The organism is Nocardioidaceae bacterium (assembly GCA_018672315.1).
In the GTDB taxonomy this organism is placed as follows: Bacteria; Actinomycetota; Actinomycetes; order Propionibacteriales; family Nocardioidaceae; genus TYQ2.
Window position 1 is genome coordinate 1,290,517 of record CP076053.1, and the last position, 22,691, is coordinate 1,313,207.

A 22,691-nucleotide genomic window follows, 5' to 3' on the forward strand; every position below is an offset into this window, starting at 1 on the left:
ACCGACCGGTCACGGCTCCCCTCCTCTCGAAAGCCGTGACCGTGAAGAACTCCGTCCTGCGTACGGCGACAGCTGCCCTGATCTGCGCCGCCTCCCTCGCCCTCGGTGCCGCACCGGCCCATGCCGAGACCTTCGACCACGACGACGCGACAGGCGACGTGCGAAGCGTCGACGACACCGGTGACGATGCCGACGACACGCAGCCGGAGCCGCTGGAGGACCGCGCCGACATCGTCCAGCTACGCGTACGCCATGGCATCGCTCGCCTGATCATGCGCGTGGAGGTCGCCGACCTGACGCGCCGCGACACCGCGTTCCTCGGCCCGGTCTTCGACATCCGCACACCTCAGCGGCGCTACACCGTCGACCTGACCGCGTTGAACCTCCGCGGAGGCGCCGTCCGCGACGTGTCCCTCTTCGGACCGCGTGGCAGCGTCCGGTGTCGCGGGATCTTCGCCGACCTGGACTTCACCGGCGACGTCGCGATGGTCTCGGTGCCGCGGCGGTGCATCGGGTCGCCGCGACGGGTCGAGATCGGGGCCGGGATGGTCCAGATGCTGCGCGACGGTGAGCGGATCCTCGCCGACGACGCCCAACGGGACGGCACGATCCGGAACCAGCTCACGCTCTCCGCGCCGATCCGATCCGGTCCCCGCCGGGCGGCCTGACCGTCAGCCGGCCAGCTCCCGCCGGCTGCCCGGCAAGCCGAAGGTCGTGTGCACCCCGGGACTGAACGCGACCTGGTCAGGCGGACGCTGCGCCAGCTCCCCGAACCCGACGGAGGCGAGCAGCTCGTCGTCGAGGTGCACCACCTCCGCGTCGTGGACCGGCCAGTCGCCATGCTGGTTCGGGATGTACGTCGTCCTCCCGAGCACGGCGCTGTGAAGGCCCCAACGAGCGGAGACGAAGACGTCCTCCTCGGTCGGCCCATCCTGCTTGGGCCCGAGGTCGCGCACCTCGATGGTGCTGCGTGCGCCGCGTACGCCGGGCCACCGCAGGCGCGCGTCGTAGCGATGCACCGGACCGCGACGGTCGGGGCGTCGGTGGTGACGCATCCTCGCCCACCGGTAAGGGGTGCCGAACGCCGCTCGCGCACCCATCACGACCGCCAACCGGTCGGCGTCGAGGCTGACGAAGACGACGCCCCGTCGTCCCTGCTCGTCGACGGAGTAGAGGCGCACGTTGGTCTCGAGGAAGTCCCCGAAGTACGGCGTGCCGGGCAGGTCGAACGGGCTCGCGTCGACCATCCGGAACGGGATCAGTCCGACGTACGTCTGCCCGTCGAGGGTGTCGGGGCGTACGCCGGGCGGCATGGAGGACGCGACGCGCTCCGGCGGCACCCGCCAGTGCAGGAAGGTGAGGTCGCGCCAGTCCTGGTTCATCAGCGTGGGCCCGCGGTACGGCGGCGCCTCACGGGTGACGGGCTCGGGGGCGACGGGGGTGGCACGGTCCTTCACGAGATGTACGTGCCCCGCGCACGCCGTCGTCTCACGTGACGCCTGCGTCACCGGTGGATCACAGTCACCTGGTGACTGCAAGGCGCCGGCGAAGACGCTCCACAGTCTCATGCAGCGTCAGCTCGCGCGACGAGACAACCCGATGAGCACGGGTGCATCGGCACGTGCGGCAGCAGGCGCGCCAACCGCGACGCGGTGCGGCATGGTCGCTCGAACACCTGGCCCCAACCCAGCCTCACGGTTCGCTCTCCCGACAGCGCGGCATCCAGGTCCCGATCGAGGTCAGCATCCCGGTGGACGGTCTGTGCGTGCTGGAGCCCGTCGAGCTCGACGATCAGGCCGTCGTAGGTGACGTCCCGGTAGACGGCACCTGACGCCATGCGGTCGCGCACCTGCCGCCGGGCGCCGGTCAATCCGTGCGGGCGTTCGACCAGCGTGAGGTAGCCGTGCTCGAGGGCGGAGCACGTGCCTTGTGCCATGTCCTGGAGCACCGACTCGATCCAGCCTCGCCCACTCACCCGGACACGAGCATCCAGCTCGGTGCGCAGCCGATCAGCAGTGGTCATGCGGGAGCCGGTGGCCGCAGTCAGCACGGCTATGGCATCGAGAGGATCCAGGCGCGCCGCCACGGACACGGTTGCGTGCTCCACGGTCGCCCGCGGCGGTCCGAGGTTCCACCGCGCCACGCGATCGAGATCGCCGATCCGTTTGATGACGACACCCTCAGGCGCGGACACATGTCGCTGATCGTCCGTCAACACCTCGATGGGCGCGCTCGACCAGCGCGACCCCGGACCGCAGTCCGCTCGCAGCGCGGAGTTTCCACCGAGCACTGCGCCGATGCGCTCGGACGCAGAACCGTCCGTCTCGCACCGGCCGACGGCCAGCAGGCCTGCCCAGGCTTGCTGCATCCACGACGGGCGGCCGGTGTGGTTGACGTAGACGCCGCGATGGAGCCGCACGAGCCGACGCTGTCTGACGAGGCGTCGCAGGTCGTTGTCGTCGCCTTCCAGGGCGAGCACCTGGTTGCGTGAGATGACGCCGGTCTGGCGTTCGAGCAGGTCCAGGATGTCGCGAGATCGCATGCCTCGATCCTCGACCCGATCAGCCAGGACGCCGAGCCGTCGCCTTCAGGGGTGTGGATAACGTCCTTGAGGCGCCTCGGCGGTGGATTGCAGGCGTGAGATGAGTGCAACCCACCGGTGGGGCCGGCGCAGGCTCGCGTCAGCCCTTCTTGCCCAGGAACGCGGTCATGGCCTCCCGGGCAGCGTCGGAGCCGAACAAACGCGACGACAGGGCTGACAGCTCGGCGCCCCGGGCGTCGCAGTCGGCGATGATCGGCGCGTTGAGCAGCTTCTTCGACTCGGCCAGCCCCTGCGGCGCACCCTTGCGCAGCTCACCGACCACGCGGTCGACCTCCGCGTCGACCTCGTCGGCGGGCACGGCGGTGGTGACGAGCCCGTACGCCTCCGCCTGGGTGCCGTCGAAGGTCGTGCCGGTGAGGATCGTCGAGGCCGCAGCGCGCGAGGTCAGCCGCGGCAGCACGGTCAACGAGATCATCGCCGCCGCCAGACCCAGCCTGACCTCGGTGAAGGCGAACGTCGCCTCCTCCGCGGTCACGACGATGTCCGCGGCACCGACGATGCCGAGACCGCCGGCGCGCACGGGTCCGTCGAGGCGTACGACCACCGGCTTCGCGTGCGCCAGGATCTGGCGCTGCAGCGCGACGATCGCGTGCGCCGACTCCTCCATCGGCACCGTCGAGGCCTCCGACAGGTCGGCGCCCGAGCAGAAGACCCGGTCGGCCGAGCGCAGCAGCACGACCTTCGCCGCGTCGTCGGACTCGGCCTCGCTCAGCGCCTCGACCAGCTCACCGACCAGCTGCCGCGAGAGGGCGTTGCGGTTGTGGGGCGAGTCGAGCGTGATCGTGGCGACGGAATCGGCGACCTCGAGGCGTACGAGCTGCCCCATCAGTAGGACTTGGGGAGGCCGAGCGTGTGGTTGCCGACGAAGTTGAGAATCATCTCGCGGCTCACCGGGGCGATGCGCGAGAGGCGCGACCCCACGAGCAGGGACGCGACGCCGTACTCGCTGGAGACGCCGTGCCCGCCGTGCGCCTGGATGGCGTTGTCGACGGCGTGGCAGACGGCCTCACCGGCGGCGTACTTGCACATGTTGGCCGCCTCGCCGGCCCCGGCGTCGTCGCCGGCGTCGTAGAGCGCTGCCGCCTTCTGCGTCATCAGCCGGGCGAGCTCGACTTCGATGTGGCTGGCGGCGAGCGGGTGCTGCACGGCCTGGTGGGCGCCGATGGGGCCGGAGCCCCAGACCTGGCGCTCCTTGGCGTACGCGACGGCCTTCTCGAGCGCGAAGCGCGCGGTGCCGGTGGCGAAGGCGGCCGCCATGATGCGCTCGGGGTTCAGACCGGCGAAGAGCTGGCCGATGCCGTGGTCCTCGTGGCCGACCAGCGCGTCGGACGGCAGCCGGATGTCGTCGAAGAACAGCTGGAACTGCTTCTCGGGGCTGACGATCTCGACCGGGATCTGGGACTTGCTGAAGCCTTCGGCGTCCGTCGGCACCGCGAAGAGCACGGGCTTGAGGTTGCCGGTCTTCGCGTCCTCGGCACGAGCGACGACGAGCACCGACTTCGCCTCGTCGACACCGGAGATGTAGGTCTTCTGACCCGACAGGATCCAGTCGTCACCGTCGCGACGGGCGGTGGTGGTGATGCGGTGGGAGTTCGAGCCCGCGTCGGGCTCGGTGATCGCGAAGGACATGGTGTGGGTGCCGTCGGCGATGCCCGGGATCCACCGCTGCTTCTGTGCCTCGGTGCCGTAGCGGTTGATGATCGTGCCGCAGATCGCCGGGCTGACGACCATCAGCAGCAGCGGGCAGCCGGCCGCGGCGAGCTCCTCGCAGACGGCGGCGAGGTCGCCGATGCCGCCGCCACCACCGCCGTACTCCTCGGGCAGGTTGACCCCGAGGTAGCCGTTCTTGCCGATCTCCAGCCACAGGTCGGTCGTCTTCTCACCGGCCTTGGCGCGCTCGACGAACCAGTCGTGGCCGTACGACTTCTGCGCGAGCTTGCGCACCTGCGCACGCAGCTCGGTGCGCTCGGCGGACTCGGTGAAGGGGACATCGGTCATGGCAGCGCTCCTGGCGGCGGGTGGACGGCGAACGACCGTGACAGCAGCGCTGTCACGGTCGTCCCATTCTGCACGTCCGAGCGACCGCGCACCAGAGCCGAGGCCCGGTGTGTCAGCGACCGCTCAGCGACGGTTGCCGCGGTCGTCGACCTTGTTCCAGTACCAGTCGCGGTAGGCCACGGCCTTGCCCGTCGGCACGAAGCAGTCCTGCCGGTAGATCGCCGGCGGCACCGAGTACGACGACAGGTCGGTGCACTGCAGCAGCTCCTGGCCGCCGAGCTCGCGCGGGATGCTCCAGCGGCCGTCCGTACGCACCGCGACCGCGTAGTAGCCGCCACCGGGGCACGGCGCGAAGGAGCCGACGTTCGGCAGCCACGCGTAACCGTCCGAGCGCCACTTCTTCAGCACCACGGTGCCGCTGCCGGCACACGCCGGGTCGTCGCCGTCGAGAGCCGCGAGCGTACGCGTCAGGAACCGGTTGAACGGCTTGCCCGCGACCTTCACCGCATCCCCGGTGTGGAGCGTGCGCCCCTCGCCCTTCCAGGTGCGCGTGTCCACCGGAGGGCCGTCGTACATGCCGGCGGAGGCCGGCGCCGCAGATGCCAGGAGGCCGGCTGCGACCGCGATGGCGGTGACACCGCTGCGGAGGCGGGACGGACGGGGACGGCGGGGCTTCTGGGCCACGGGATGTGCTCCTCTCAAGCACGGGATCGGCCGCCGAGCAAGACGTGGGCTCACCCGCTCGGCGACGAGGAGCACGGCAGCCGGATACCCGAGGCATCCTCAGCATCGTCGCAGGTCAGAGACGGAATGCCGGAGGTATCCGGTTGCGCTCACAAGTCTACGCCGCGTGACGCCACGCAACCGTTCCCGACAGAACACGGTTCGGTCTCGACACGGCCACCGGATGATGTCGGGTTTGGGCGCGCCCCAGCCGACGCAGGAGACCGCCATGGCCGACGTCGTCCTCTTCCACCACGTCCAGGGCCTCACCGACGGGGTGAGGGCCCTCGCTGACGACATCGCCATCGCGGGTCACACCGTGCACACCCCCGACCTCTTCGAGGGCCGCGTCCACCGCAGCATCGAACGCGGCCTCGAGGCAGCGCGGGAGACCGGCTCGGAGGTGCTCACCCAGCGTGGCCTCGACGCCGCGGCGGACATCTCGGCGCGCTCGACCGAACCCGGCCTCGTGTACGCCGGCATCTCCTTCGGCGTCGGCATCGCCCAACGGCTCGCGCAGACGACCCCGGGGGCCCAGGGCGCCCTGCTGCTCGAGTCGTGCTTCCCGGCCTCGGAGTTCGGCGGATGGCCCGACGGCCTCCCCGGCCAGGTCCACGGCATGCTCGGCGACGAGTTCTTCGCCGAGGACCTCCCCTCCGCCCAGGCGCTCGCCGACGGCAGCGGCCACGTGCAGCTGCACCTCTACGAGGGCGGCACGCACCTCTTCAGCGACCCCTCGCTGGACTCGTACCACCCCCAGGCGTACGCCCAGATGCTCGGTCGCGTGCTCGCGTTCCTCGGCGGGCTCTGACACCCTGCCGCGTCCGGAGCCGCGTCAGTCCGGCTCCACCACCGCCAGCACCTCACCCGCCGCGACCTGGGCACCCACGACGACCGGCAGCTCGGCGAGCGTGCCGTCGGCGGGGGCGCTGATGGTGTGCTGCATCTTCATCGCCTCGAGCACGAGCAGCGGCTGGCCGGCGCCCACGTGGTCGCCCGCGGCGGCGCGTACGGCCACCACCGTTCCTGGCATCGGTGCGAGCAGCGACCCCTCGGAGACCTGGTCGGCGGGGTCGACGAAGCGGGGCACGAGACGCAGCGCGAGGTGGACTCCTGCGGCGTGCACGTCGACGGTGTCGACCCTCGTACCCCCATCAGCGACACCGAGGAAGACACGGTGCGGCGTCACGACCCCGTCGCGGTCGACGTCGACGCGTACGTGGTCGCCGGCGTCGAGGAGGCGTGTCACGTGTGCCCCGTCGGCCGGGTCGTCCTCGGCGACCGAGGCGTGCACGTACGCCGTCGTGCCCGCCGTGGCACCCCACCAGCGCACCGGGATCGCCTCACCGTCCAGCTCGAGGACGGTGGTGGCGGGCGCGGAGACGACGTTGCGCCAGCCGCTCGGCGCGCCGGCCAGCGCCAGGCGTACGTCGCGGGCGTGCTCGGTGACCGCCGCCGCCGCCGCGAGCAACGCGCAGGTCTGCGCCGCAGCATCGGCCGGCGCCGGCTCGGCCGTGCCCAGCGCGACCAGGTCGTGCCGGTCGAGGAAGTCGGTGCCGAGCTCACCCGCGACGAACGCCGGGTGCGTCAGCACCTCGACGAGCAGGTCGCGGTTGGTCCGCAGGCCGTGAAGCTCCGCGCGACGCAGCGTCGCCGCGAGCCGCCGGCAGGCGGCCTCCCGCGAATCGGCCGTGCAGATGATCTTGGCCAGCATCGCGTCGTAGAACGTGCCGACCTCGTCGCCGGTGCCGAACCCGGAGTCGAGACGCAGGTCGTACGCGTGGTCGAAGCCGCCGTCGACACCCGGCACCTCGAAGCGGGAGAGCAGCCCGGACTGGGGCTGGTAGTCGGCCGCCGGGTCCTCGGCGTAGAGGCGGACCTCGATCGAGTGCCGGCCGCCGTCGGTCGAGGGGTTCCGAGCCGCTGAGCCGGTGCCTCGCTGCTCGACCACGTGCGAGCGGCCCTCGGCGACGGCGATCTGCAGCTCCACCAGGTCGACGCCGGCGACGGCCTCGGTGACCGGGTGCTCGACCTGGAGCCGTGTGTTCATCTCGAGGAAGAAGAACCTCTGCGTCTCGGCGTCGTAGAGGAACTCGACCGTGCCCGCACCGCGGTAGTCGATCGCCTCGCCCGCCTTGCGGGACGCCTCGTGCAGCGCCTCGCGCACGTCGTCGGGGATCCCCGGCGCCGGCGCCTCCTCCACCACCTTCTGGTGGCGTCGCTGCACCGAGCAGTCACGGTCGCCGACGACCCACACCGACCCCCGGCCGTCGCCGAGCAGCTGCACCTCGACGTGGCGGCCCTGCTCGACGTACGGCTCGACGAAGACGGTGCCGTCGCCGAAGGCCGACGCCGCCTCCTCTCGCGCGGCCTCGACCGTCGCCTCCAGGTCCTCGAGGCGGCGTACGACCCGCATCCCGCGGCCGCCGCCCCCCGCTGACGCCTTCACCAGCAACGGCAGGTCGGCCTCGGTCGGTTCCGCCGGGGCGGTGAGGACGGGCACGCCCGCCTCCGCCATCAGCTGCTTGGCGCCGATCTTCGATCCCATCGCCTCGATGGACGCGGGGTCCGGACCGATCCAGGTCAGGCCGGCCTCCTCCACGGCGCGGGCGAAGTCCGCGTTCTCGGAGAGGAACCCGTAGCCGGGGTGGATCGCGTCGGCGCCCGTGCGTCGGGCGGCGTCGAGGATCAGGTCCGCACGCAGGTACGTCTCGCCCGGCGCGTTGCCCGGGAGGCGTACGGCCGCGTCGGCCTCGGTCACGAACGGCAGCGAGGCGTCCGCGTCGGAGTGCACCGCGACGGTGTCGATGCCGAGACGGCGACAGGTCGCGAAGACGCGGCGGGCGATCTCGCCGCGGTTGGCGACGAGGATTCTCTTGATCGACAACGGGCTCACATCCTGAAGACGCCGAAGCCGTCGGCTCCGCGTACGGGGTTCTGGGCGATCACCGACAGGCAGATGCCGAGCACGGTGCGGGTGTCACGTGGGTCGATGACGCCGTCGTCGTAGAGCATCCCGCTCAGCGCGAACGGCAGTGACGCCTCCTCGACGGCCGCCTCGACGAAGGAACGCATGCCGGCGTCCGCCTCCTCGTCGAACGGCTTGCCGCGGGCCTCGGCGCTGGCGCGCGAGACGATCGACATGACGCCGGCGAGCTGCTTGGGGCCCATCACCGCCGACTTCGCGTTCGGCCACGTGAACAGGAAGCGCGGGTCGAACGCGCGGCCGTTCATGCCGTAGTTGCCCGCCCCGTACGACGCCCCCATGATCACGCTCAGGTGCGGCACCTCGGAGTTCGAGACCGCGTTGAGCATCTGGGCGCCGTGCTTGATGATGCCGCCCTGCTCGTACTCGGCCCCGACCATGTAGCCGGTCGTGTTGTGCAGGAACAGCAGCGGGGTGTGGGACTGGTTCGCCAGCTGGATGAACTGCGCGGCCTTCTGCGCCTCCTCGCTGAAGAGCACGCCCTGGGCGTTGGCGAGGATGCCGATCGGGTGGCCGTGCAGCGTCGCCCACCCGGTGACGAGCGAGCTGCCGTAGAGCGGCTTGAACTCGTCGAAGACGACCTCGTTGCCCGGCCCGACCCCGTCGCAGATGCGGGTGATGACCTCGCGCGGGTCGAACGGCTCGGTGAGGTCGACGGGCACGAGGTCGAGGAGGTCGTCGGCGGGGAGGGCGGGCTCCGCGTACGGGGGCCGGCGGGGGCTCGCGCCTCGATTCAGCCGTGCCACGATCCGCCGCCCGATGCGCAGCGCGTCGCGCTCGTCCTCGGCGAGGTAGTCCGCGAGCCCGGACGTACGCGCGTGCATCTCCGCGCCACCCAGGGTCTCGTCGTCGGACTCCTCCCCGGTCGCCATCTTGACCAGCGGCGGCCCGCCGAGGAAGACCTTGGCCTGCTCTTTCACGAAGACCGTGTAGTCGCTCATGCCCGGGATGTACGCCCCGCCCGCGGTCGAGTTGCCGAAGACCAGCGCGATCGTGGGGTTGCGTGCCTTCGACGCCCGCGTGAGGTCGCGGAAGGCACGCCCGCCGGGGATGAAGATCTCCTTCTGCGCGGTGAGCTCCGCGCCGCCGGACTCCACCAGCGAGATCGTCGGCAGTCCGTTCTCGGCCGCGATCTCCGCGGCCCGCCACCCCTTCCTGACCGTCCACGGGTTGCTCGCGCCACCCTTGACGGTCGGGTCGTTGGCGGTGATCACGCACGCGACACCGGAGACGACCCCGATGCCGGTGACCAGGGAGGCGCCGACCGTGTAGTCCGAGCCCCACCCGGCCAGCGGGGACAACTCGAGGAACGGCGACCCCTCGTCGAGCAGCAGCTCGATGCGCTCGCGCGGCAGCAGCTTGCCGCGCTGGTGGTGACGGTCGACGTACTTCTGCCCGCCCCCCGCGACGGCCTTGGCGTGCTCGCCGTCCAGGTCGGCGAGCTTCTCGAGCATCTCGGCGCGGCTCATGCGTCTCCCCTCTCCACGACCTGCTTCATGCGCTCCAGCGTCGTCCGCATGCCCTGCACGTTGGTGTTGCCCCGGGCGCGGCCCATCACGGCCCAGTACGCCTTCATCGCCAGGTTCGGCTCGATGCGGAAGTACCCGCGTACGCGCGACCCGCCCTCGGGGTGCGGCTCGATCTCGTATCCCCAGTTGTTGACGGTCACCGCGTCGGTGCCGACGGTCCACTCGAAGACCGCGGGGCCGGCGATGTCCTGGCCGGGCGGCGTGCACGCCGTGACGCGGCAGGGCGACCAGTACACGGGGCCGACCCCGTTGCGCTTCACGTGACCGGCGAACGTCGCGCCCACCTCGGGGCCCGTGGAGCCGCGAGTCCACCTGCCCTCGAACGTCTCCGGCGAGAACTCACCGATGCGGGTGACGTCGGAGACGAGGTCCCACACCTGCTGCGGTGGCGCGTCCATGTGCACCTCGACGGTGCGGGAGTAGTCGGGCATGAGCTTCATCGCAGGTCCTCTCGGGAGCCGGTGCTCAGGATGTCGGCGCGGTGTAGCCGAGCAGCTTGGCGGCGAGGTCGGTCAGCACCTCGGTCGCGCCACCGCCGATCGGCAGGATGCGGGAGTCGCGGTAGTGCCGCTCCACCTCGGTGCCGTGCAGGTAGCCGGCGCCGCCGTGGATCTGCACGGCCTGGTCGACGACCCGCTCGCAGGCCTCGACGGCGGTCTGCTTGGCCAGGCAGGCCTCGGCGATGACGTCCCCCGTGCCGCCCGCGGCCTGGTGCCGGCGCACCACGTGCCACGTGTACGCCCGGGCTACCTCGACCTCGCGCCTCATCGCGACGAGCTTGTGCTGCACGACCTGTCGGTCGGTGAGCGGCTTGCCGAACGTGGTGCGGTGCCCGGCGTACGCGTGGGTCAGTGCGAGGCTCCGGGCGGCGATGCCGTACGCGTGCACCGCCAGGGCGATGCGCTCGACGACGAACTGCTCGGCGATGAGGTAGAAGCCGCCGTTCTCCGGTCCGACGACGTTCTCGACCGGGACGCGCGCGTCGGCGAAGCTGAGCTCGGCGGTGTCGGAGCAGTGCCACCCCATCTTGCGGAGCCGCCGGTCGACGGTGAACCCGGGCGTGCCCTTCTCGATCACCAGCAGGCTCACCCCGGCGTGGCCGGGCTCGCCGGTGCGGACGGCGGTGGTCACGAAGTCGGCGCGGTCACCGGAGGTGATGAACGTCTTGCCGCCGTTGACGACGAAGTGGTCGCCGTCGCGGACGGCCCTGGTGGTGATGCCCGCGACGTCGGAGCCTCCCCCGGGCTCGGTGACCCCCAGCGCGCCGATCTTCTCCCCCGCCAGGGTGGGGCGTACGAACCGGTCGACCAGGTCGCTGCTGCCGTGCGCGGCCATGTGCGGCAGGGCGATGCCGTGGGTGAAGAGTCCTGCGAGCAGACCTGAGGACGCCCCCGCCTCGAGCATCGCCTCGCTGACGGTCACCGAGTGGGCGAGGTCGCCACCCTCCCCGCCGACCTCCTCGGCGAAGGAGACCCCGAGGATCCCGGCCTTCGCGGCCGCCGTGTGCAGCTCGCGCGGGATCTCGCCCGCGTCCTCCCACGCATCCATGTGCGGCGCGATCTCGCGCTCGGTGAACCGGCGGGCCGACTCGGCCAGAGCCGTCAGGTCGGGGTCGTCGTAGGTGAACCTCATCGTGGTCCCTCCAGGAGGTCGGTCGGTATGTCGACATGTCGGCTGCGGGCCCACTCACCCAGCGCCTTGGCCTGCGGGTCGAACCTCGTCGAGGCGGCCACGCCCTCACCGAGCAACCCGTGGATCAGCACGTTCACGCCGCCGAGATTCGGCAGGGCGTGCACCTCGACCTCGAGCTCGGCGGCCTCGGGCAGCAGGTCGCGGACCCAGTCGGGGGTCACCGTCTCGAGGAGCCAGTCGACCCGCGCGCTGTACACGGGCGAACCGTCATCGCTCACCCAGAGTCCGAGGTTCGCATCGCCTCCCTTGTCGCCCGACCGCGCGTGCACGAACGACCCGAGCGGCACGCGCACGGAGCCGCGCGACGGCCGGGCGTCCGGGGCAGCGGCCGGACCGGGGGTGGTCGTGGGCCGTGGATGGGCCTGGCCCCCCTGGAGCGACGAAGGAGCGGAAGGGGTGGTTGGCCCACGGCCACCCCCGGGGAGGCCGCCCCGACGGTCGGCCGTCGCGCGGCCCCGTTCCGACCGCGGCTCACCGTGCAGCACGACCTCCTCGACCACGTCCGCGCGGTCGACGAACCCGGCACGGTGCACCCCGTACGGGCTCGCCGGTCCGGGCGGGGCCGTGACGTGGAAGCCGGGGTAGGAGGCCAGTGCCAGCTCGACGCCGGCGGAGGCGAAGGCGCGGCCGACGACCTTGTCGTCCCGGTCGGCGACGGCGCAGCGCAGACGCGCGGACGCTCCCTCCTGCGTGTCGGCGTCGGGGTGGTCGGTGCGGGCGAGGGTCCAGTCGACGCGGTGCGGGCGGCGGCCCGTCCGGTCCAGGGCCTCCTCGACCTGCGTACGCACCCAGTCGGCCTTCGCCTCGATGTCGAGGCCGGTGAGGACGAACTCGACGGTGTTGCGGAACCCCCCGAACTCGTTCACCGAGACCTTGAGCTGCTCCGGCGGGGCGTCGCCGCGGATGCCGGAGAGGCGTACGCGGTCCTCACCGTCACTCGTGACCTCGACGGTGTCGAGCAGCAGCGTCGCGTCGGGGCCGAGGTAGCGGGCGGACTGCACCTCGTAGACCAGCTGTGCGGTGACCGTGTCGACCGTGACCGCGCCGCCGGTTCCGGGGTGCTTGGTGACGACCGACGACCCGTCGTCGTGCAGCTCGGCGAGGGGGAAGCCCAGCGGCGCCGACCGCTGGGCGGGCGTGAGGTCGAGGAAGCCGGAGAAGTTGCCCCCGGTCGCGTGGGCGCCGCACTCGAGCACGTGCCCGCAGGCCATGGCTCCGGCGATCTCGTCGAGAGCGGATCCGTCGGCGACCCAGCCGTGGGCCCACATGCCGGCGCCGACCACGAGGCTGGCGTCGGTGACGCGGCCCGTGACCACCACGTCGGCACCGCGCGCCAGGGCTGAGGCGATGCCGGTGCCGCCGAGGTAGGCGTTCGCGGTCAGTGCTCCGTCGAAGCCGAGCTCGGCGGCACGCGGCCGCAGGTCGTCGCCGGCGACGTGGGCGATGAGCGGGTCGAGTCCGAGGCCGCCGGCGACCTCACCGAGCCTGTCGGCGAGCCCGGCCGGGTTGAGTCCCCCGGCGTTGACGACGAGGCGCACCTGCTTCTCCAGCAGCAGCCCGAGGCAGTCCTCGGCCTGGCGTACGACCGTCAACGCGTACCCCAGGGAGGGGTCCTTCATCTGGTCGCGTCCGAGGATCAGCATGGTCAGCTCGGCGAGGTAGTCGCCGGTCAGCACGTCCAGCGGCCCGCCCTCGAGCATCTCCCGCATCGCGGAGAGACGGTCGCCGTAGAAGCCGGAGCAGTTGCCGACGAGGAGGGGGGTGGTCACGAGCGCGGCTCCCGTCCGCCCCCGGGCGGGCCCGCGAACGCCTGGGCGAGGTCGAGCCACGCGTCGGCCGCCTCTCCCACCGCCGTCAGGGCCAGGTCGGCGCGGTGCCGCCGCTGGGTGACGAGCAGGGCGAAGTCGAGGGCGGGGCCGGTGACGCGGTCGGCCGCGTCCTGCGGCGACCCAGGGCCCCAGGTCCAGGTCGAGCCGTCGGGGGCGGTCAGCTCGACACGCACCTCCCGCTCGGGCACCGGCCGGCCGGCGTTGGCGAAGGAGAAGCCCCGCGTACGCACCCCCAGGTGGCACACCTGCCGCAGACCGGGCGTGGGGTCGGCGTCCACGCCGAGGGCGTCGTACACGTCCTGTGCGTGGGCCCACGTCTCCATGCAGCGCGCCGTCGCCATCGAGGTCGGGCTCATGGGCGGGCCGAACCACGGCAGCTTCACCCCGTCCGGCACGGCGCGCAGAGCCTCGGCGAGCTCGCGGCGCGACGTACGCCACCGGTCGACCAGCTCGCTCGGGGCTGCCGCGCCACCGCCGAGGGCGGCGGCGTCGACGAACCCGTCGGGGTCGCCCATCGCCTCGAGCACGAGCGCGTCCCAGGCGGCCTTTCCGTCCTCACCCGGGCCGTCGCGATGGGCGCGTGCCGCGAGCACGGCGGCCTCGTCGGTCCAGGCGAGGTGGGCGATCGTGGCAGCGACGTCCCAGCCCTCGGCCGGGGTGGGCGTACGCCAGTCGTCCTCGGGGCGTCCTTCGAGCGCCGCGGCGAGCTGGTCGCCGAGGGTGTCGAGGTCGGTGAGCACCTGCTCGAGCCGGTCATCAGCCATCGGAGCCTCCTGGTGTCGTGGTGCGGTCGAGTCGGGTGTCGAGCACCTCGGACCAACCGTCGAGGATGCGGGCGCGTCGCGCCGAGTCGTCGCCGAGCGTCTGGGCGAGGCCCAGACCGCGAACCAGGTCGAGCGTGGCCTGCACGAGCTCGCGTACGCCCGGCCGGGACTCGTCGGCTCCGAGCAGCTCGACTGCCCGGCGGTGGACGGTGCGGCCGACCTCCTGCTCGAGCGGGGCGACGACGGCCAGCAGCTCGGGGTCGGTACGGGCGGCGACCCACAGCTCCAGTGCTGCGGTGAAGACGGGGCTGGTGAAGTGCGCGGCGAGCTCCTCCAGCACGGCCCGCGTACGTCCGGCGCCGTCGGGCAGCGACGCGGACGCGGCCGTCATCTCGGCCTCCCGCTGCTCGGAGAGGTGCGCGACGGCCGCCACGACCAGCTCGCTCTTGCTCGGGAAGTGGTGCAGCTGCGCGCCGCGGCTGACGCCGGCGCGACGCGAGACCTCGGTGGTCGTGGTACCCGACCAGCCGAGCTCGACGAGGGCCTCGACGCAGGCGTCGAGCAGGCGGCGCCGCATGACGCGCGAGCGCTCCTCCTGGGGCACGCGCTCGCCGGTGGTGGTCACGTCGCGGACTCTGTCGCACTCGGACACAAACAGTCAAGCCTGCTTGTAAGCGGGTCGGGCCGCTGGGAGTGATGCGGCCTGTGCCTGATCAATCACGATGAGATAACGCCGCCCCCCTCTCGTCAACGAGGCCGTCACGGCGGGCGTGGGGCAGACATGCACACCTTCACCGACCGCAGTTCCACCACCACGAACCGCTCGACCCACGTACGCGCCGGCGCCTTCGCCCGCACGTCAGGTCGTCTCGCCCTGGCCGCCGCGATGGCGCTGCCGCTCGGGGCGGCGACGGCGCCGGCCCACGCCGCACCGACGCGCACGACCCCGAACACCGCGGGGCAGAACGCCCCGGCGCCGAACATCCCCGTCATCGTCGGCAAGCGCCTGCAGCAGGGGCCCGTCACGATCGACCTGGATCCGCGCATGGCCGCTGCGCTCAGCGTGACGGCGATCAAGCTGAGGGGCGACCAGACCCCGGCCTGGGTCGTCAGCGAGTTCTTCCGCGGCGACAACCCCGCCATCCGCATCAGCCGCTACGACGCGGACGGCAACCGCACCACCCTGGCGCGCACCGAGAGCCAGGACGTGGTGGTCTCCGACGACGGCGAGTCGCTGGCCTACCTCACCTACCTGCCGAAGGCCCGCAACCGCGTGACGGTGCTGCGGACGACGGACGGCTCGACGATCGCGCAGCGCACGTTCACCCTCGCGACTCCGCTCGACATCGGCCAGGGCAAGGTCGTCATGGGGCGACTGACGCCGGGACGCAAGACTCCGAGCATCACGGTGTCGTGGAACTACCGCGCCGACAGGGTCGACTTCCTCACCCGCGCTGCCGGCCTCGAGGCCGACATCTCCGCCGACCGGCTGGTCACCGAACGCCGCAGCCGCAAGGTCCCGTACGCGGCCGCCACCCGCCGGATCTCCGAGCCTCGCAAGGTCATCGCCCGCACCGGCCGCAACTACGCCGTCGCGTGGAACCCGGCCGGGCACCGGCTGCTGCAGGCATTCACCGGCGCCGCGGAGCAGCAGGGCCTGGTGCAGGTCACGGTGCGGCGCGACCCGAAGAACACGGTCGTCAGCCGTCTCGACGGGCGCCTGACCGACGTCGACTTCACCGACGCCGCCTGGGAGACGAACCGCCGCTGGATCACCGTGGCGTACGGCGCCGACGAGGGCGCGAGCACCGCTCGCCTGCTGCGGTGCGACCTGCGGTCGCGCTGTGAGCAGGCAGGGCCGACCTTCCCGGTCACCGTCGAGTTCGGGTACGTCATCGACCCCGCGGTGGTCCTCGGCGACTGAGTCGTCGACTCCGGTCACGGCAGCGTTGCGTTCGCGTCTCGCTCTATCTGACCGTTCTGTCCTGATGACTCGCTGTTGCAGACTGCAATCAATCACTCGATAACGAAGGAATCCACATGGCTCGCACCGTGTCCTCCGCACGCTTCGGTCGCGCCACGGGCCGATTCGCCGTGGCGGCCGCGCTCGCACTGCCCCTGGCGGCCACGACTGCCACGCCTGCTACCGCCGCGACCCGCACCACCCCGGCGGCCGACGAGAAGACCGCGTCCGCGCCCCGCCTCCCCTACATCGTCGGCGATGTGCTCACCGACGGCGACGCGAGCATCACTCTCGACGGCGCCCCGGTCACGCCTCTCTCTGTCACCCGCGTCGCCACCCCCGGCGACGGCCGGAACTGGGTCGTCACCGAGCTCATGCGGTCCGAGCCGCAGGTCGACGACCTCCGCATCAGCCGGTACGTCGAGGACGGATCGCGCGTGACCCTGGCGCGCACCAACACCTTCGAGGAGGTCGGGATCTCCGACCGGAGCACCCGGCTCGCGTACGCGACGGACCTGCCGCGTCAGCGCAGCCGCGTCACCGTGATCGACAGCTACACCGGCGAGGTCCTCGCGGCACGCCGCTTTCCGCGCGCCCAGGTGCTCGACGTCGACGAGAACCAGGTGGTCCTCAGCCGGCGGGCACCGAAGGCGAGGGCACACACGTTCGCCGTGTCGTGGGACTACCGGCGCAGCACTGTCGACGTGCTGCTGCGCCGGGACACCTACGGCGCTGACATCAACGCCGACCGCCTCACCGTCGCACGGGGCGGGCGCATCGCCAACGACGACGTGCAGGTCCGCCGACTCTCCGACCCGCGCGACGTCGTGATCAAGAGAATCCCCTTCGGCCGCGCCCAGCTCGGCTGGAACTCCTCCGGCCGACGGTTCCTCGAGGGCTTCTCCGGTGCCAGCCTGGGGCAGATCACCGTGCGCAGGGACCCGCAGTACACCGTCGCCAGCCGGCTCGACGGGCGTCGCACGGACAGCAGCTTCAGCCAGGCCGTCTGGGAGTCGAAGCGCCGCTACGTCACCGTCGAGTTCGACGAGGACTCCGCGCGCCTGCTCCGTTGCGACCTGCGTTCGCGCTGCACGCAGGTCACGGACTCGTTCCCGGTGGAGGCGCCGAACGGCTACGTCATCGATGAGCCGACCGTGCTCCTCGGGTCCTGAGGGTCGAGGATGCCGCTGTGGCCATTGTGAACGCCCCGCGCACGGCTCGCGCTGCGGCAGCCGCGGCACTCGTGGTGCTGGCAGCGTGCCAGGCGCAGACCGGCGCCGGGTCGAGCGTGCCGACGCCCCCCGTCGAGACCACGTCGCTGCCCGACTCGGCACGCGCCTTTGCTGACGGCACCGTCTATCCCCAAGGTCCGGAGCCCCGTCTGCCGTACGCGGTCGGCAGCACGCTGCACCTCGACGGCGCCGAGGTCGACGTCGGTCAGGCCCTGAACGATCTCGCCCGCACCGGCATCCCCGGCACCCTGGTGGCGCGAGGCGATGCCGTGACGGGAGCGAGCGAGCAGGTGCTGCTGCTCGACCGCTCCGGCGCTCGACGCATCGGCACGATCGACGGGCGCACCCTGGCGGCTTCACCCACCAGCAGCCTGATCGCGTGGGCCAGCAGCTCCTGGACCTCTCGTGGGCAGGACCGGGACACGACGGTGGAAGTCGTCGACGCAGCATCCGGCGAGACCGTCGCCACCCGAGGCTTCGCCTTCGGCGAGGTGGTCGCGGTTGACGGAGACCGCGTGCTGCTCGAGGAGGGACGGGCGGACGCGCGACTGGTCTGGTGGCGACCCTCCGACGGTTCGGTCGAGCATCTGGTCGCAGGCAACTTCGCGATCGCTGACCCGGGGGCCGACCGTCTCCAGTACTACGACGCGGACTCCCAGCGTCTGACGACCTCGCTCCTGCGCGACCCCGGTCGCGTCCTCTACACCGGCGACATCGGGCTCACGTCGTGCGTGCAGGACTGGAGCGGCTCGGGTCGCGCGCTGCTGACCTACTGCGAGGTGGACAGCGCGGACCTCGCAGCCACCCGGGTCGTCGGCACCGAGGGGCAGGCCACCGGCACGATCGAGTACCGCACCCGCGACGCCGTCTGGGAGAGCGACGACGCCTTCCTCGTCGTCCGCCTGGACGAGGAGACCGTGCAGGTGCTCCGCTGCGACCCCACGGCCTCCTGCACCGGCGCAGGCGAGGCGTACGCGGTGCGCACCTTCGAGGAGATCCCGGCGTTCGGCTACTCCGTCGCGCCCCTGGTCGAGCTCGCACGCTGAGCCGGGCCCGTGACGCATGGTCGTGGGGTCCGTCGGGCAGTGGCCCGCGCGGACCACACGACGAGCCCCAGGAGCCTCCGATGAGCCGCCGCACTGTCAGCCCCCGCCGCCCGTTCCGCGCCCGCGTCAAGACCGGCGCCCTGCTGGTCATGGCCCTCGCGGCGTCCGGCCGTCGCCGCTGACCGCGATCAGGAACCGACGTCGTACGGGCGGGTCACCGGGAGGTGGCCCGCCTGTACTGCATCCGGGCCAGCGGCACGAACACCGCGAGGATGATGACGATCCAGATCAGGGTGTAGAGCTCGGGGTTCGCCAGCGACCACGGCAGGTCCTCCACACGCAGTCCCGCGGGGTCCGGGTTCCCGAAGCGGTCACGGGCGGCCTGGGTGATCGAGGAGACCGGGTTCCACTCCGCGATGGTGCGCAGGAAGCTCGGCAGTCCGGCCAGGGGGACGAACGTGTTGGCGATGAAGGTGACCGGGAAGATCACCACGAAGCTGACCTGCTGGATCACCTCGGGGCTCGGGGCCAGCATGCCGACGTAGGCCATGATCCAGCTGAACGCGTACGCGAAGAGCAGCAGCAGCCCGAAGCCGATCACCGCGTCGAGCACCCCGTTGCGGATGCGCCATCCGACCAGGAGTCCGGTCAGGCTCATCACCGCCAGCAGGATGACGTTGTTGAGCACGTCGGCCAACGTGCGGCCCGCGAGCACCGCTGACGGCGACATCGGCAGCGTGCGCAGACGGTCGATGACGCCCGACTGGATGTCCTGGGCCAACGCCGCGCCCGTGGTCGTCGAGCCGAAGATGACGTTCTGCGCGAAGATGCCGGCGATGAGGAACTCGCGGTAGCCCGCGCCCCCGCCGGAGGGGTCGATCGCGCCGCCGAAGACGTAGGCGAACAGCAGGATGAACATGATCGGCGCGACCGTGGTGCCGACGAGGATCTCCGGCACCCGCTTGATCTTGATCAGGTTGCGCTTGGCCACCGTCGCCGAGTCGACGAAGGCGCCCCGCCACCCGGCGAGCTGCTGCGGTGTCAGGTCGAGCCGGCTGCCCCCGCGGGACCGCACCGTCTGCTCGCTCATGCGGGGACCTCCTGGTCGTCCTGGTCGGCCTCGGCGGTCGACCGCCCGGTCAGGCTGAGGAACACGTCGTCGAGCGTCGGACGGAGCAGGCCGACCTCGTCCAGGGCCACATCGGCGTCGTCGAGCTCGCGCAGCGCGCGCGTCAGGGTGCCGGCGCCGCCCTCGACGGGCGCCCGCAGCGTACGTCTCTCGGCGTCCACCACGACCTCGCCCACGGCGTACGTCGCCAGCACCGACCGCGTCTGCTCCACCTGGTCGGGCCGGCCGACGACGATCTCGATGCGCTCACCGCCGACCTCGCTCTTCAGCTCGTCGGCGGTGCCCTCCGCGATCGCACGGCCGGCGTCGATGACGAGGATCGAGTCGGCGAGCTGGTCGGCCTCCTCGAGGTACTGCGTCGTCAGGAACACCGTCGTGCCCCCGCCGACGAGGTCGCGCACGACGTCCCACATCTCGGTGCGGCTGCGCGGGTCCAGGCCGGTGGTCGGCTCGTCCAGGAAGATCACCGGCGGCTGGGCCACGATCGCGCCGGCCAGGTCGAGCCGGCGGCGCATGCCGCCGGAGTAGCCCTTGGCCGGCCGGTCGGCGGCGTCGGTCAGCGAGAACTGCTCCAGCAGCTCGCGCGCCCGGGCCCGCGCCGTGTCACGCCCCAGGTGGTAGAGCCGACCGACCATCTCGAGGTTCTCGAAGCCCGTCAGGTACTCGTCGACGGCCGCGTACTGCCCCGACACCCCGATCTTGAGCCGCACCCCGACGGGGTCGCGCACCACGTCGATGCCGGAGACCTCGGCGTGTCCCGAGTCCGGCTTGATGAGGGTCGTCAGCACCTTCACCGCCGTCGACTTGCCCGCACCGTTGGGGCCCAGCACACCCAGGACGGAGCCCCGGGGCACCTCCAGGTCGAGCCCGTCGAGAGCCCGTAACGAGCCGTAGGTCTTCACCAGTCCGTGCGCGCGCACGGCCATCTCGTCCATGGCTCAAGACAAGCAGAGGGCACTGACACTCCGCTACGGGATATCGGCCCGTGCCCTGTGACCCTCAGCCCCGCCGCACCGGCTTCGCCATGACGACGACGTTGGACTCCCAGTCGCTGCCGTTCCAGTCCTCGCAGGTGATCAGCACCAGCCGGCCCCGACCGCGGTCCTGGGCGAAGATCTGCTCGTTGCGCTCGGCCAGCTCCGCCTTGGACCACGTCCGCACCGAGGTCACCCGGTAGCGCGCCATCGCGCCGTCGTGGAACGTCTTCACGCGGTCTCCGCGGGTCAGCTGCTCGAGGTCGTCCATCACGCCCCCGCCGTCGTGCACGGAGTGACCGGTGAGGACCGTCTGCCCCCGACGTGCGGCCACGGGCGAGGAGCGCTCCCACCATCCGACCGCGGAGACGTCACCGGGCGGGTCCAGCACACCGTCGGGAGAGACCTCGATCGGCAGCACCCGGGCCTTCAGGCTCAGAGCCGGGATCGTGAGTCCCGTCGGGGGCGCCGCCTTGCGCAGAGCCGTGCGCTCCGGCCCGTCGGCGATGCGTACGGCCGCGGTGCGGGAGCTTCCTGCGTCGTCGGCACCGTCGTCACCCAGACCGAACAGCCCTGTGCCGATCGCGACCATGCCGGCCCCGAGCACGACGAGACCCGCGACGGCGCCGCGGAACGCCCCGCGCCCCGCTCGACGCGCAGCGTCGCTTCCGCCTCCCCGCGACGCACGCGAGGCGGTGTGCTCGGCCACGTGACGACCGCCCTGACGACCCATCAGACGCGCTGCCTCCGCAGACCGCGCGCCCGACCGAGACCAGCGAGACCGGCCGCGCCGGCCAGGGCGGTGAGACCGCCCCACAGCCAGGCACCGTCGACGGGACCGGAGGCGGCGACGTCACCGGCGCTGACGGCGGTGGGCAGCTCGGGCACGTCGGCCGGCGGCGCCGGGGCGGCCGGCTCCTGCGGTGCCACGCGCGCGTTCGGGCCGCAGCCCACCATGCCGATCTGCACGGCCGCGAGGCTGTCGGGACCACCGAACGCGGCGGCGGCGGGCAGCAGGCGCAGGTCCAGGGCCGTCACCTCGATGCGATCCTGGGAGGGCTGCTCCTGCTTGTTGAGCACGACCTCGAGCACGTTGTCCTCGAGCGGCGCGAGCTGACCCTGCACCTGGTCGAGGACGGCGTCGACGACCTGCTCCTGGACGGCGTCGGTCAGCACCGTCAGCTGCTCCGCCTGGCCCTGGAGGGCGTTCTGCAGATTGGTGCGCAACCCGGCGAACACGGCGTCGGTGACGCCGCCGAGGTCGGTGACCAGCCGCGTGTTCGGCGCGGGGTCGACCGGGAGGTCCAGCAGGGTCACCTCGCCCGCGGGTCCACCGGCCAGCGTGACCTCGGCGTCCGTCAGGGTCGCGGCGCCCTCGGCCGCGCCCGGCTCGGCAGCGCAGATCGCCTCGACGGCACCGAAGGAGGCGGTGAGGCCGAGGTCGCCCAGCTGCGACTCGGCCGCGTCGACCACACCCTGCAGGGGACCGGTGATCTGGTCGAGCACCTCGTCGAGGGGCATCGTGACCGGGTCGAGCGCGTCGTCGACGGTGTCACCGACCTCGTCGAGCGCCCCGCCACCGTCCTCGACCCCCGTGTCGCCGCCCTGGGTCGGGTCCTCCAGGGAGCCACCGACGTCGCCCAGCGAGCCGAGGTCGAGGTCACCCAGCACCGACGTCACGTCGGCCAGGTCGAGATCGTTCAGGTCCAGGGAGCCCAGCCCGAGGTCGACGTTGTCGCCCGGCTCGAGGCAGCCGGTCTCGCCGATCTCGACGACCGACCCCCCGTCGCCGGCGACACCGGCGCACGCGGCCGAGAGACCGTCGCGGTTCTCGATGCGGGTCGTCGCGTCCTGGGCGAGCACGCCGACGGCGGCCAGCGACTGGTCGCCGAGCACGCTCAGCGGCGGGTTCGCCTGACCGGTCTTGGTCTCACGCTCGCCGTCGTTGGTCACCTGCACGGCGCCGGCGTCGACGGTCTGGGTGCCGGCGATCGTGGCGGTGAGCGCCGAGGCGTCGGCCCGGGCGACCACGTCCGCCGCGCTCGCGGACACCGCGGACAGCAGCGTCAGGACGGCGGCGCCGGCGATGGCGAGGCTGGGGTGGCGCAGCTTCTTCACGAGAGATCTCCCGAGTCGTCAGTCGACCCGCGTCCGTCAGGGCGCGGGCAGGCGAAGGCCGTGCGCTCCCACGCACGACCGGTACGGACCACGGTGTCATGGACTG

General features: G+C 72.0%; 21 protein-coding genes. 5 read left to right on the plus strand and 16 right to left on the minus strand.

The window, feature by feature from the left end:
* Positions 1 to 41: 41 nt before the first annotated feature.
* Complete coding sequence (locus KLP28_06005) at positions 42 to 668, plus strand: hypothetical protein (GenBank protein QWC86251.1); 627 nt, start codon at positions 42 to 44, stop codon at positions 666 to 668.
* Between the two features lie 3 nt (positions 669 to 671).
* On the opposite strand, the gene KLP28_06010 is transcribed toward KLP28_06005, so the two are convergent.
* The 5 genes from KLP28_06010 to KLP28_06030 all read right to left on the minus strand — a co-directional run bounded on the left by KLP28_06010 (position 672) and on the right by KLP28_06030 (position 5,284).
* Complete coding sequence (locus tag KLP28_06010; GenBank protein QWC86838.1) at positions 672 to 1,382, minus strand: DUF2071 domain-containing protein; 711 nt, start codon at positions 1,380 to 1,382, stop codon at positions 672 to 674.
* Between the two features lie 182 nt (positions 1,383 to 1,564).
* Positions 1,565 to 2,542, minus strand: a complete 978-nt coding sequence (locus KLP28_06015) for a type IV toxin-antitoxin system AbiEi family antitoxin domain-containing protein (protein QWC86252.1) — start codon at positions 2,540 to 2,542, stop codon at positions 1,565 to 1,567.
* A 139-nt stretch (positions 2,543 to 2,681) separates the two neighbouring features.
* Complete coding sequence (locus tag KLP28_06020; GenBank protein QWC86253.1) at positions 2,682 to 3,428, minus strand: enoyl-CoA hydratase family protein; 747 nt, start codon at positions 3,426 to 3,428, stop codon at positions 2,682 to 2,684.
* Positions 3,428 to 4,600: an acyl-CoA/acyl-ACP dehydrogenase gene (locus tag KLP28_06025; GenBank protein ID QWC86254.1), complete on the minus strand. Its 1,173-nt coding sequence runs from the start codon at positions 4,598 to 4,600 to the stop codon at positions 3,428 to 3,430. The genes KLP28_06020 and KLP28_06025 overlap by 1 nt, the downstream gene beginning before the upstream one ends.
* 123 nt (positions 4,601 to 4,723) lie before the next feature.
* Positions 4,724 to 5,284, minus strand: a complete 561-nt coding sequence (locus KLP28_06030; protein ID QWC86255.1) for a hypothetical protein — start codon at positions 5,282 to 5,284, stop codon at positions 4,724 to 4,726.
* 268 nt (positions 5,285 to 5,552) lie between these two features.
* Here KLP28_06030 and KLP28_06035 point away from each other — a divergent pair, with 268 nt between their 5' ends.
* A complete protein-coding gene (locus tag KLP28_06035) occupies positions 5,553 to 6,134 on the plus strand; it encodes a dienelactone hydrolase family protein (GenBank protein QWC86256.1) in 582 nt (193 codons plus the stop codon).
* 24 nt (positions 6,135 to 6,158) lie between these two features.
* On the opposite strand, the gene KLP28_06040 is transcribed toward KLP28_06035, so the two are convergent.
* From KLP28_06040 to KLP28_06070, 7 genes are read right to left on the minus strand one after another with little or no spacing between them, the layout of a single operon-like run.
* Positions 6,159 to 8,219, minus strand: coding sequence for an ATP-grasp domain-containing protein (locus KLP28_06040; GenBank protein ID QWC86257.1), 2,061 nt, complete (start codon positions 8,217 to 8,219; stop codon positions 6,159 to 6,161).
* Positions 8,216 to 9,763 (minus strand): acyl-CoA carboxylase subunit beta, encoded by a 1,548-nt coding sequence (locus tag KLP28_06045; protein ID QWC86839.1) that lies wholly within the window; start codon positions 9,761 to 9,763, stop codon positions 8,216 to 8,218. Before KLP28_06045 ends, KLP28_06040 begins: the two co-directional genes overlap by 4 nt.
* A gap of 11 nt (positions 9,764 to 9,774) precedes the next feature.
* Positions 9,775 to 10,278 carry an SRPBCC family protein gene (locus KLP28_06050; GenBank protein ID QWC86258.1) on the minus strand — a complete coding sequence of 168 codons (504 nt, stop codon included), beginning with the start codon at positions 10,276 to 10,278 and terminating at the stop codon, positions 9,775 to 9,777.
* Positions 10,279 to 10,303: 25 nt separating this feature from the next.
* On the minus strand, positions 10,304 to 11,470 hold the full coding sequence (locus tag KLP28_06055) for an acyl-CoA dehydrogenase family protein (protein QWC86259.1): 1,167 nt from the start codon (positions 11,468 to 11,470) through the stop codon (positions 10,304 to 10,306).
* Positions 11,467 to 13,299 (minus strand): DUF1446 domain-containing protein, encoded by a 1,833-nt coding sequence (locus tag KLP28_06060; GenBank protein QWC86260.1) that lies wholly within the window; start codon positions 13,297 to 13,299, stop codon positions 11,467 to 11,469. Before KLP28_06060 ends, KLP28_06055 begins: the two co-directional genes overlap by 4 nt.
* On the minus strand, positions 13,296 to 14,123 hold the full coding sequence (locus tag KLP28_06065; GenBank protein QWC86261.1) for a TIGR03084 family protein: 828 nt from the start codon (positions 14,121 to 14,123) through the stop codon (positions 13,296 to 13,298). Before KLP28_06065 ends, KLP28_06060 begins: the two co-directional genes overlap by 4 nt.
* A complete protein-coding gene (locus KLP28_06070) occupies positions 14,116 to 14,700 on the minus strand; it encodes a TetR/AcrR family transcriptional regulator (protein ID QWC86840.1) in 585 nt (194 codons plus the stop codon). Before KLP28_06070 ends, KLP28_06065 begins: the two co-directional genes overlap by 8 nt.
* Positions 14,701 to 14,904: 204 nt before the next feature.
* Between KLP28_06070 and KLP28_06075 the strand changes: the two genes are divergently transcribed.
* From KLP28_06075 to KLP28_06085, 3 genes are all read left to right on the plus strand, one after another.
* On the plus strand, positions 14,905 to 16,047 hold the full coding sequence (locus KLP28_06075) for a hypothetical protein (protein ID QWC86262.1): 1,143 nt from the start codon (positions 14,905 to 14,907) through the stop codon (positions 16,045 to 16,047).
* Between the two features lie 116 nt (positions 16,048 to 16,163).
* Entirely contained in the window at positions 16,164 to 17,258 is a 1,095-nt protein-coding gene (locus KLP28_06080) for a hypothetical protein (GenBank protein ID QWC86263.1), read from the plus strand.
* A 17-nt stretch (positions 17,259 to 17,275) separates the two neighbouring features.
* Positions 17,276 to 18,364 carry a hypothetical protein gene (locus KLP28_06085; protein QWC86264.1) on the plus strand — a complete coding sequence of 363 codons (1,089 nt, stop codon included), beginning with the start codon at positions 17,276 to 17,278 and terminating at the stop codon, positions 18,362 to 18,364.
* A gap of 214 nt (positions 18,365 to 18,578) precedes the next feature.
* Here the strand turns inward: KLP28_06085 and KLP28_06090 are convergent, their stop codons facing one another.
* The 4 genes from KLP28_06090 to KLP28_06105 all read right to left on the minus strand — a co-directional run bounded on the left by KLP28_06090 (position 18,579) and on the right by KLP28_06105 (position 22,585).
* Positions 18,579 to 19,454: an ABC transporter permease gene (locus tag KLP28_06090; protein ID QWC86265.1), complete on the minus strand. Its 876-nt coding sequence runs from the start codon at positions 19,452 to 19,454 to the stop codon at positions 18,579 to 18,581.
* Positions 19,451 to 20,428: an ATP-binding cassette domain-containing protein gene (locus tag KLP28_06095; GenBank protein QWC86266.1), complete on the minus strand. Its 978-nt coding sequence runs from the start codon at positions 20,426 to 20,428 to the stop codon at positions 19,451 to 19,453. The genes KLP28_06090 and KLP28_06095 overlap by 4 nt, the downstream gene beginning before the upstream one ends.
* Before the next feature lie 64 nt (positions 20,429 to 20,492).
* A complete protein-coding gene (locus KLP28_06100) occupies positions 20,493 to 21,059 on the minus strand; it encodes a class F sortase (GenBank protein QWC86841.1) in 567 nt (188 codons plus the stop codon).
* A gap of 140 nt (positions 21,060 to 21,199) precedes the next feature.
* A complete protein-coding gene (locus tag KLP28_06105) occupies positions 21,200 to 22,585 on the minus strand; it encodes a hypothetical protein (protein QWC86267.1) in 1,386 nt (461 codons plus the stop codon).
* Positions 22,586 to 22,691: the final 106 nt, after the last annotated feature.

Coding starts and splice junctions, on each gene's coding strand:
- KLP28_06095 (QWC86266.1), bottom strand. CDS start 20,428: ATGGACGAGATGGCCGTGCGCGCGCACGGACTGGTGAAGACCTACGGC.
- KLP28_06025 (QWC86254.1), bottom strand. CDS start 4,600: ATGACCGATGTCCCCTTCACCGAGTCCGCCGAGCGCACCGAGCTGCGT.
- KLP28_06100 (QWC86841.1), bottom strand. CDS start 21,059: ATGGTCGCGATCGGCACAGGGCTGTTCGGTCTGGGTGACGACGGTGCC.
- KLP28_06055 (QWC86259.1), bottom strand. CDS start 11,470: ATGAGGTTCACCTACGACGACCCCGACCTGACGGCTCTGGCCGAGTCG.
- KLP28_06075 (QWC86262.1), top strand. CDS start 14,905: ATGCACACCTTCACCGACCGCAGTTCCACCACCACGAACCGCTCGACC.
- KLP28_06065 (QWC86261.1), bottom strand. CDS start 14,123: ATGGCTGATGACCGGCTCGAGCAGGTGCTCACCGACCTCGACACCCTC.
- KLP28_06050 (QWC86258.1), bottom strand. CDS start 10,278: ATGAAGCTCATGCCCGACTACTCCCGCACCGTCGAGGTGCACATGGAC.
- KLP28_06045 (QWC86839.1), bottom strand. CDS start 9,763: ATGCTCGAGAAGCTCGCCGACCTGGACGGCGAGCACGCCAAGGCCGTC.
- KLP28_06015 (QWC86252.1), bottom strand. CDS start 2,542: ATGCGATCTCGCGACATCCTGGACCTGCTCGAACGCCAGACCGGCGTC.
- KLP28_06020 (QWC86253.1), bottom strand. CDS start 3,428: ATGGGGCAGCTCGTACGCCTCGAGGTCGCCGATTCCGTCGCCACGATC.
- KLP28_06010 (QWC86838.1), bottom strand. CDS start 1,382: ATGAACCAGGACTGGCGCGACCTCACCTTCCTGCACTGGCGGGTGCCG.
- KLP28_06070 (QWC86840.1), bottom strand. CDS start 14,700: ATGCGGCGCCGCCTGCTCGACGCCTGCGTCGAGGCCCTCGTCGAGCTC.
- KLP28_06080 (QWC86263.1), top strand. CDS start 16,164: ATGGCTCGCACCGTGTCCTCCGCACGCTTCGGTCGCGCCACGGGCCGA.
- KLP28_06035 (QWC86256.1), top strand. CDS start 5,553: ATGGCCGACGTCGTCCTCTTCCACCACGTCCAGGGCCTCACCGACGGG.
- KLP28_06090 (QWC86265.1), bottom strand. CDS start 19,454: ATGAGCGAGCAGACGGTGCGGTCCCGCGGGGGCAGCCGGCTCGACCTG.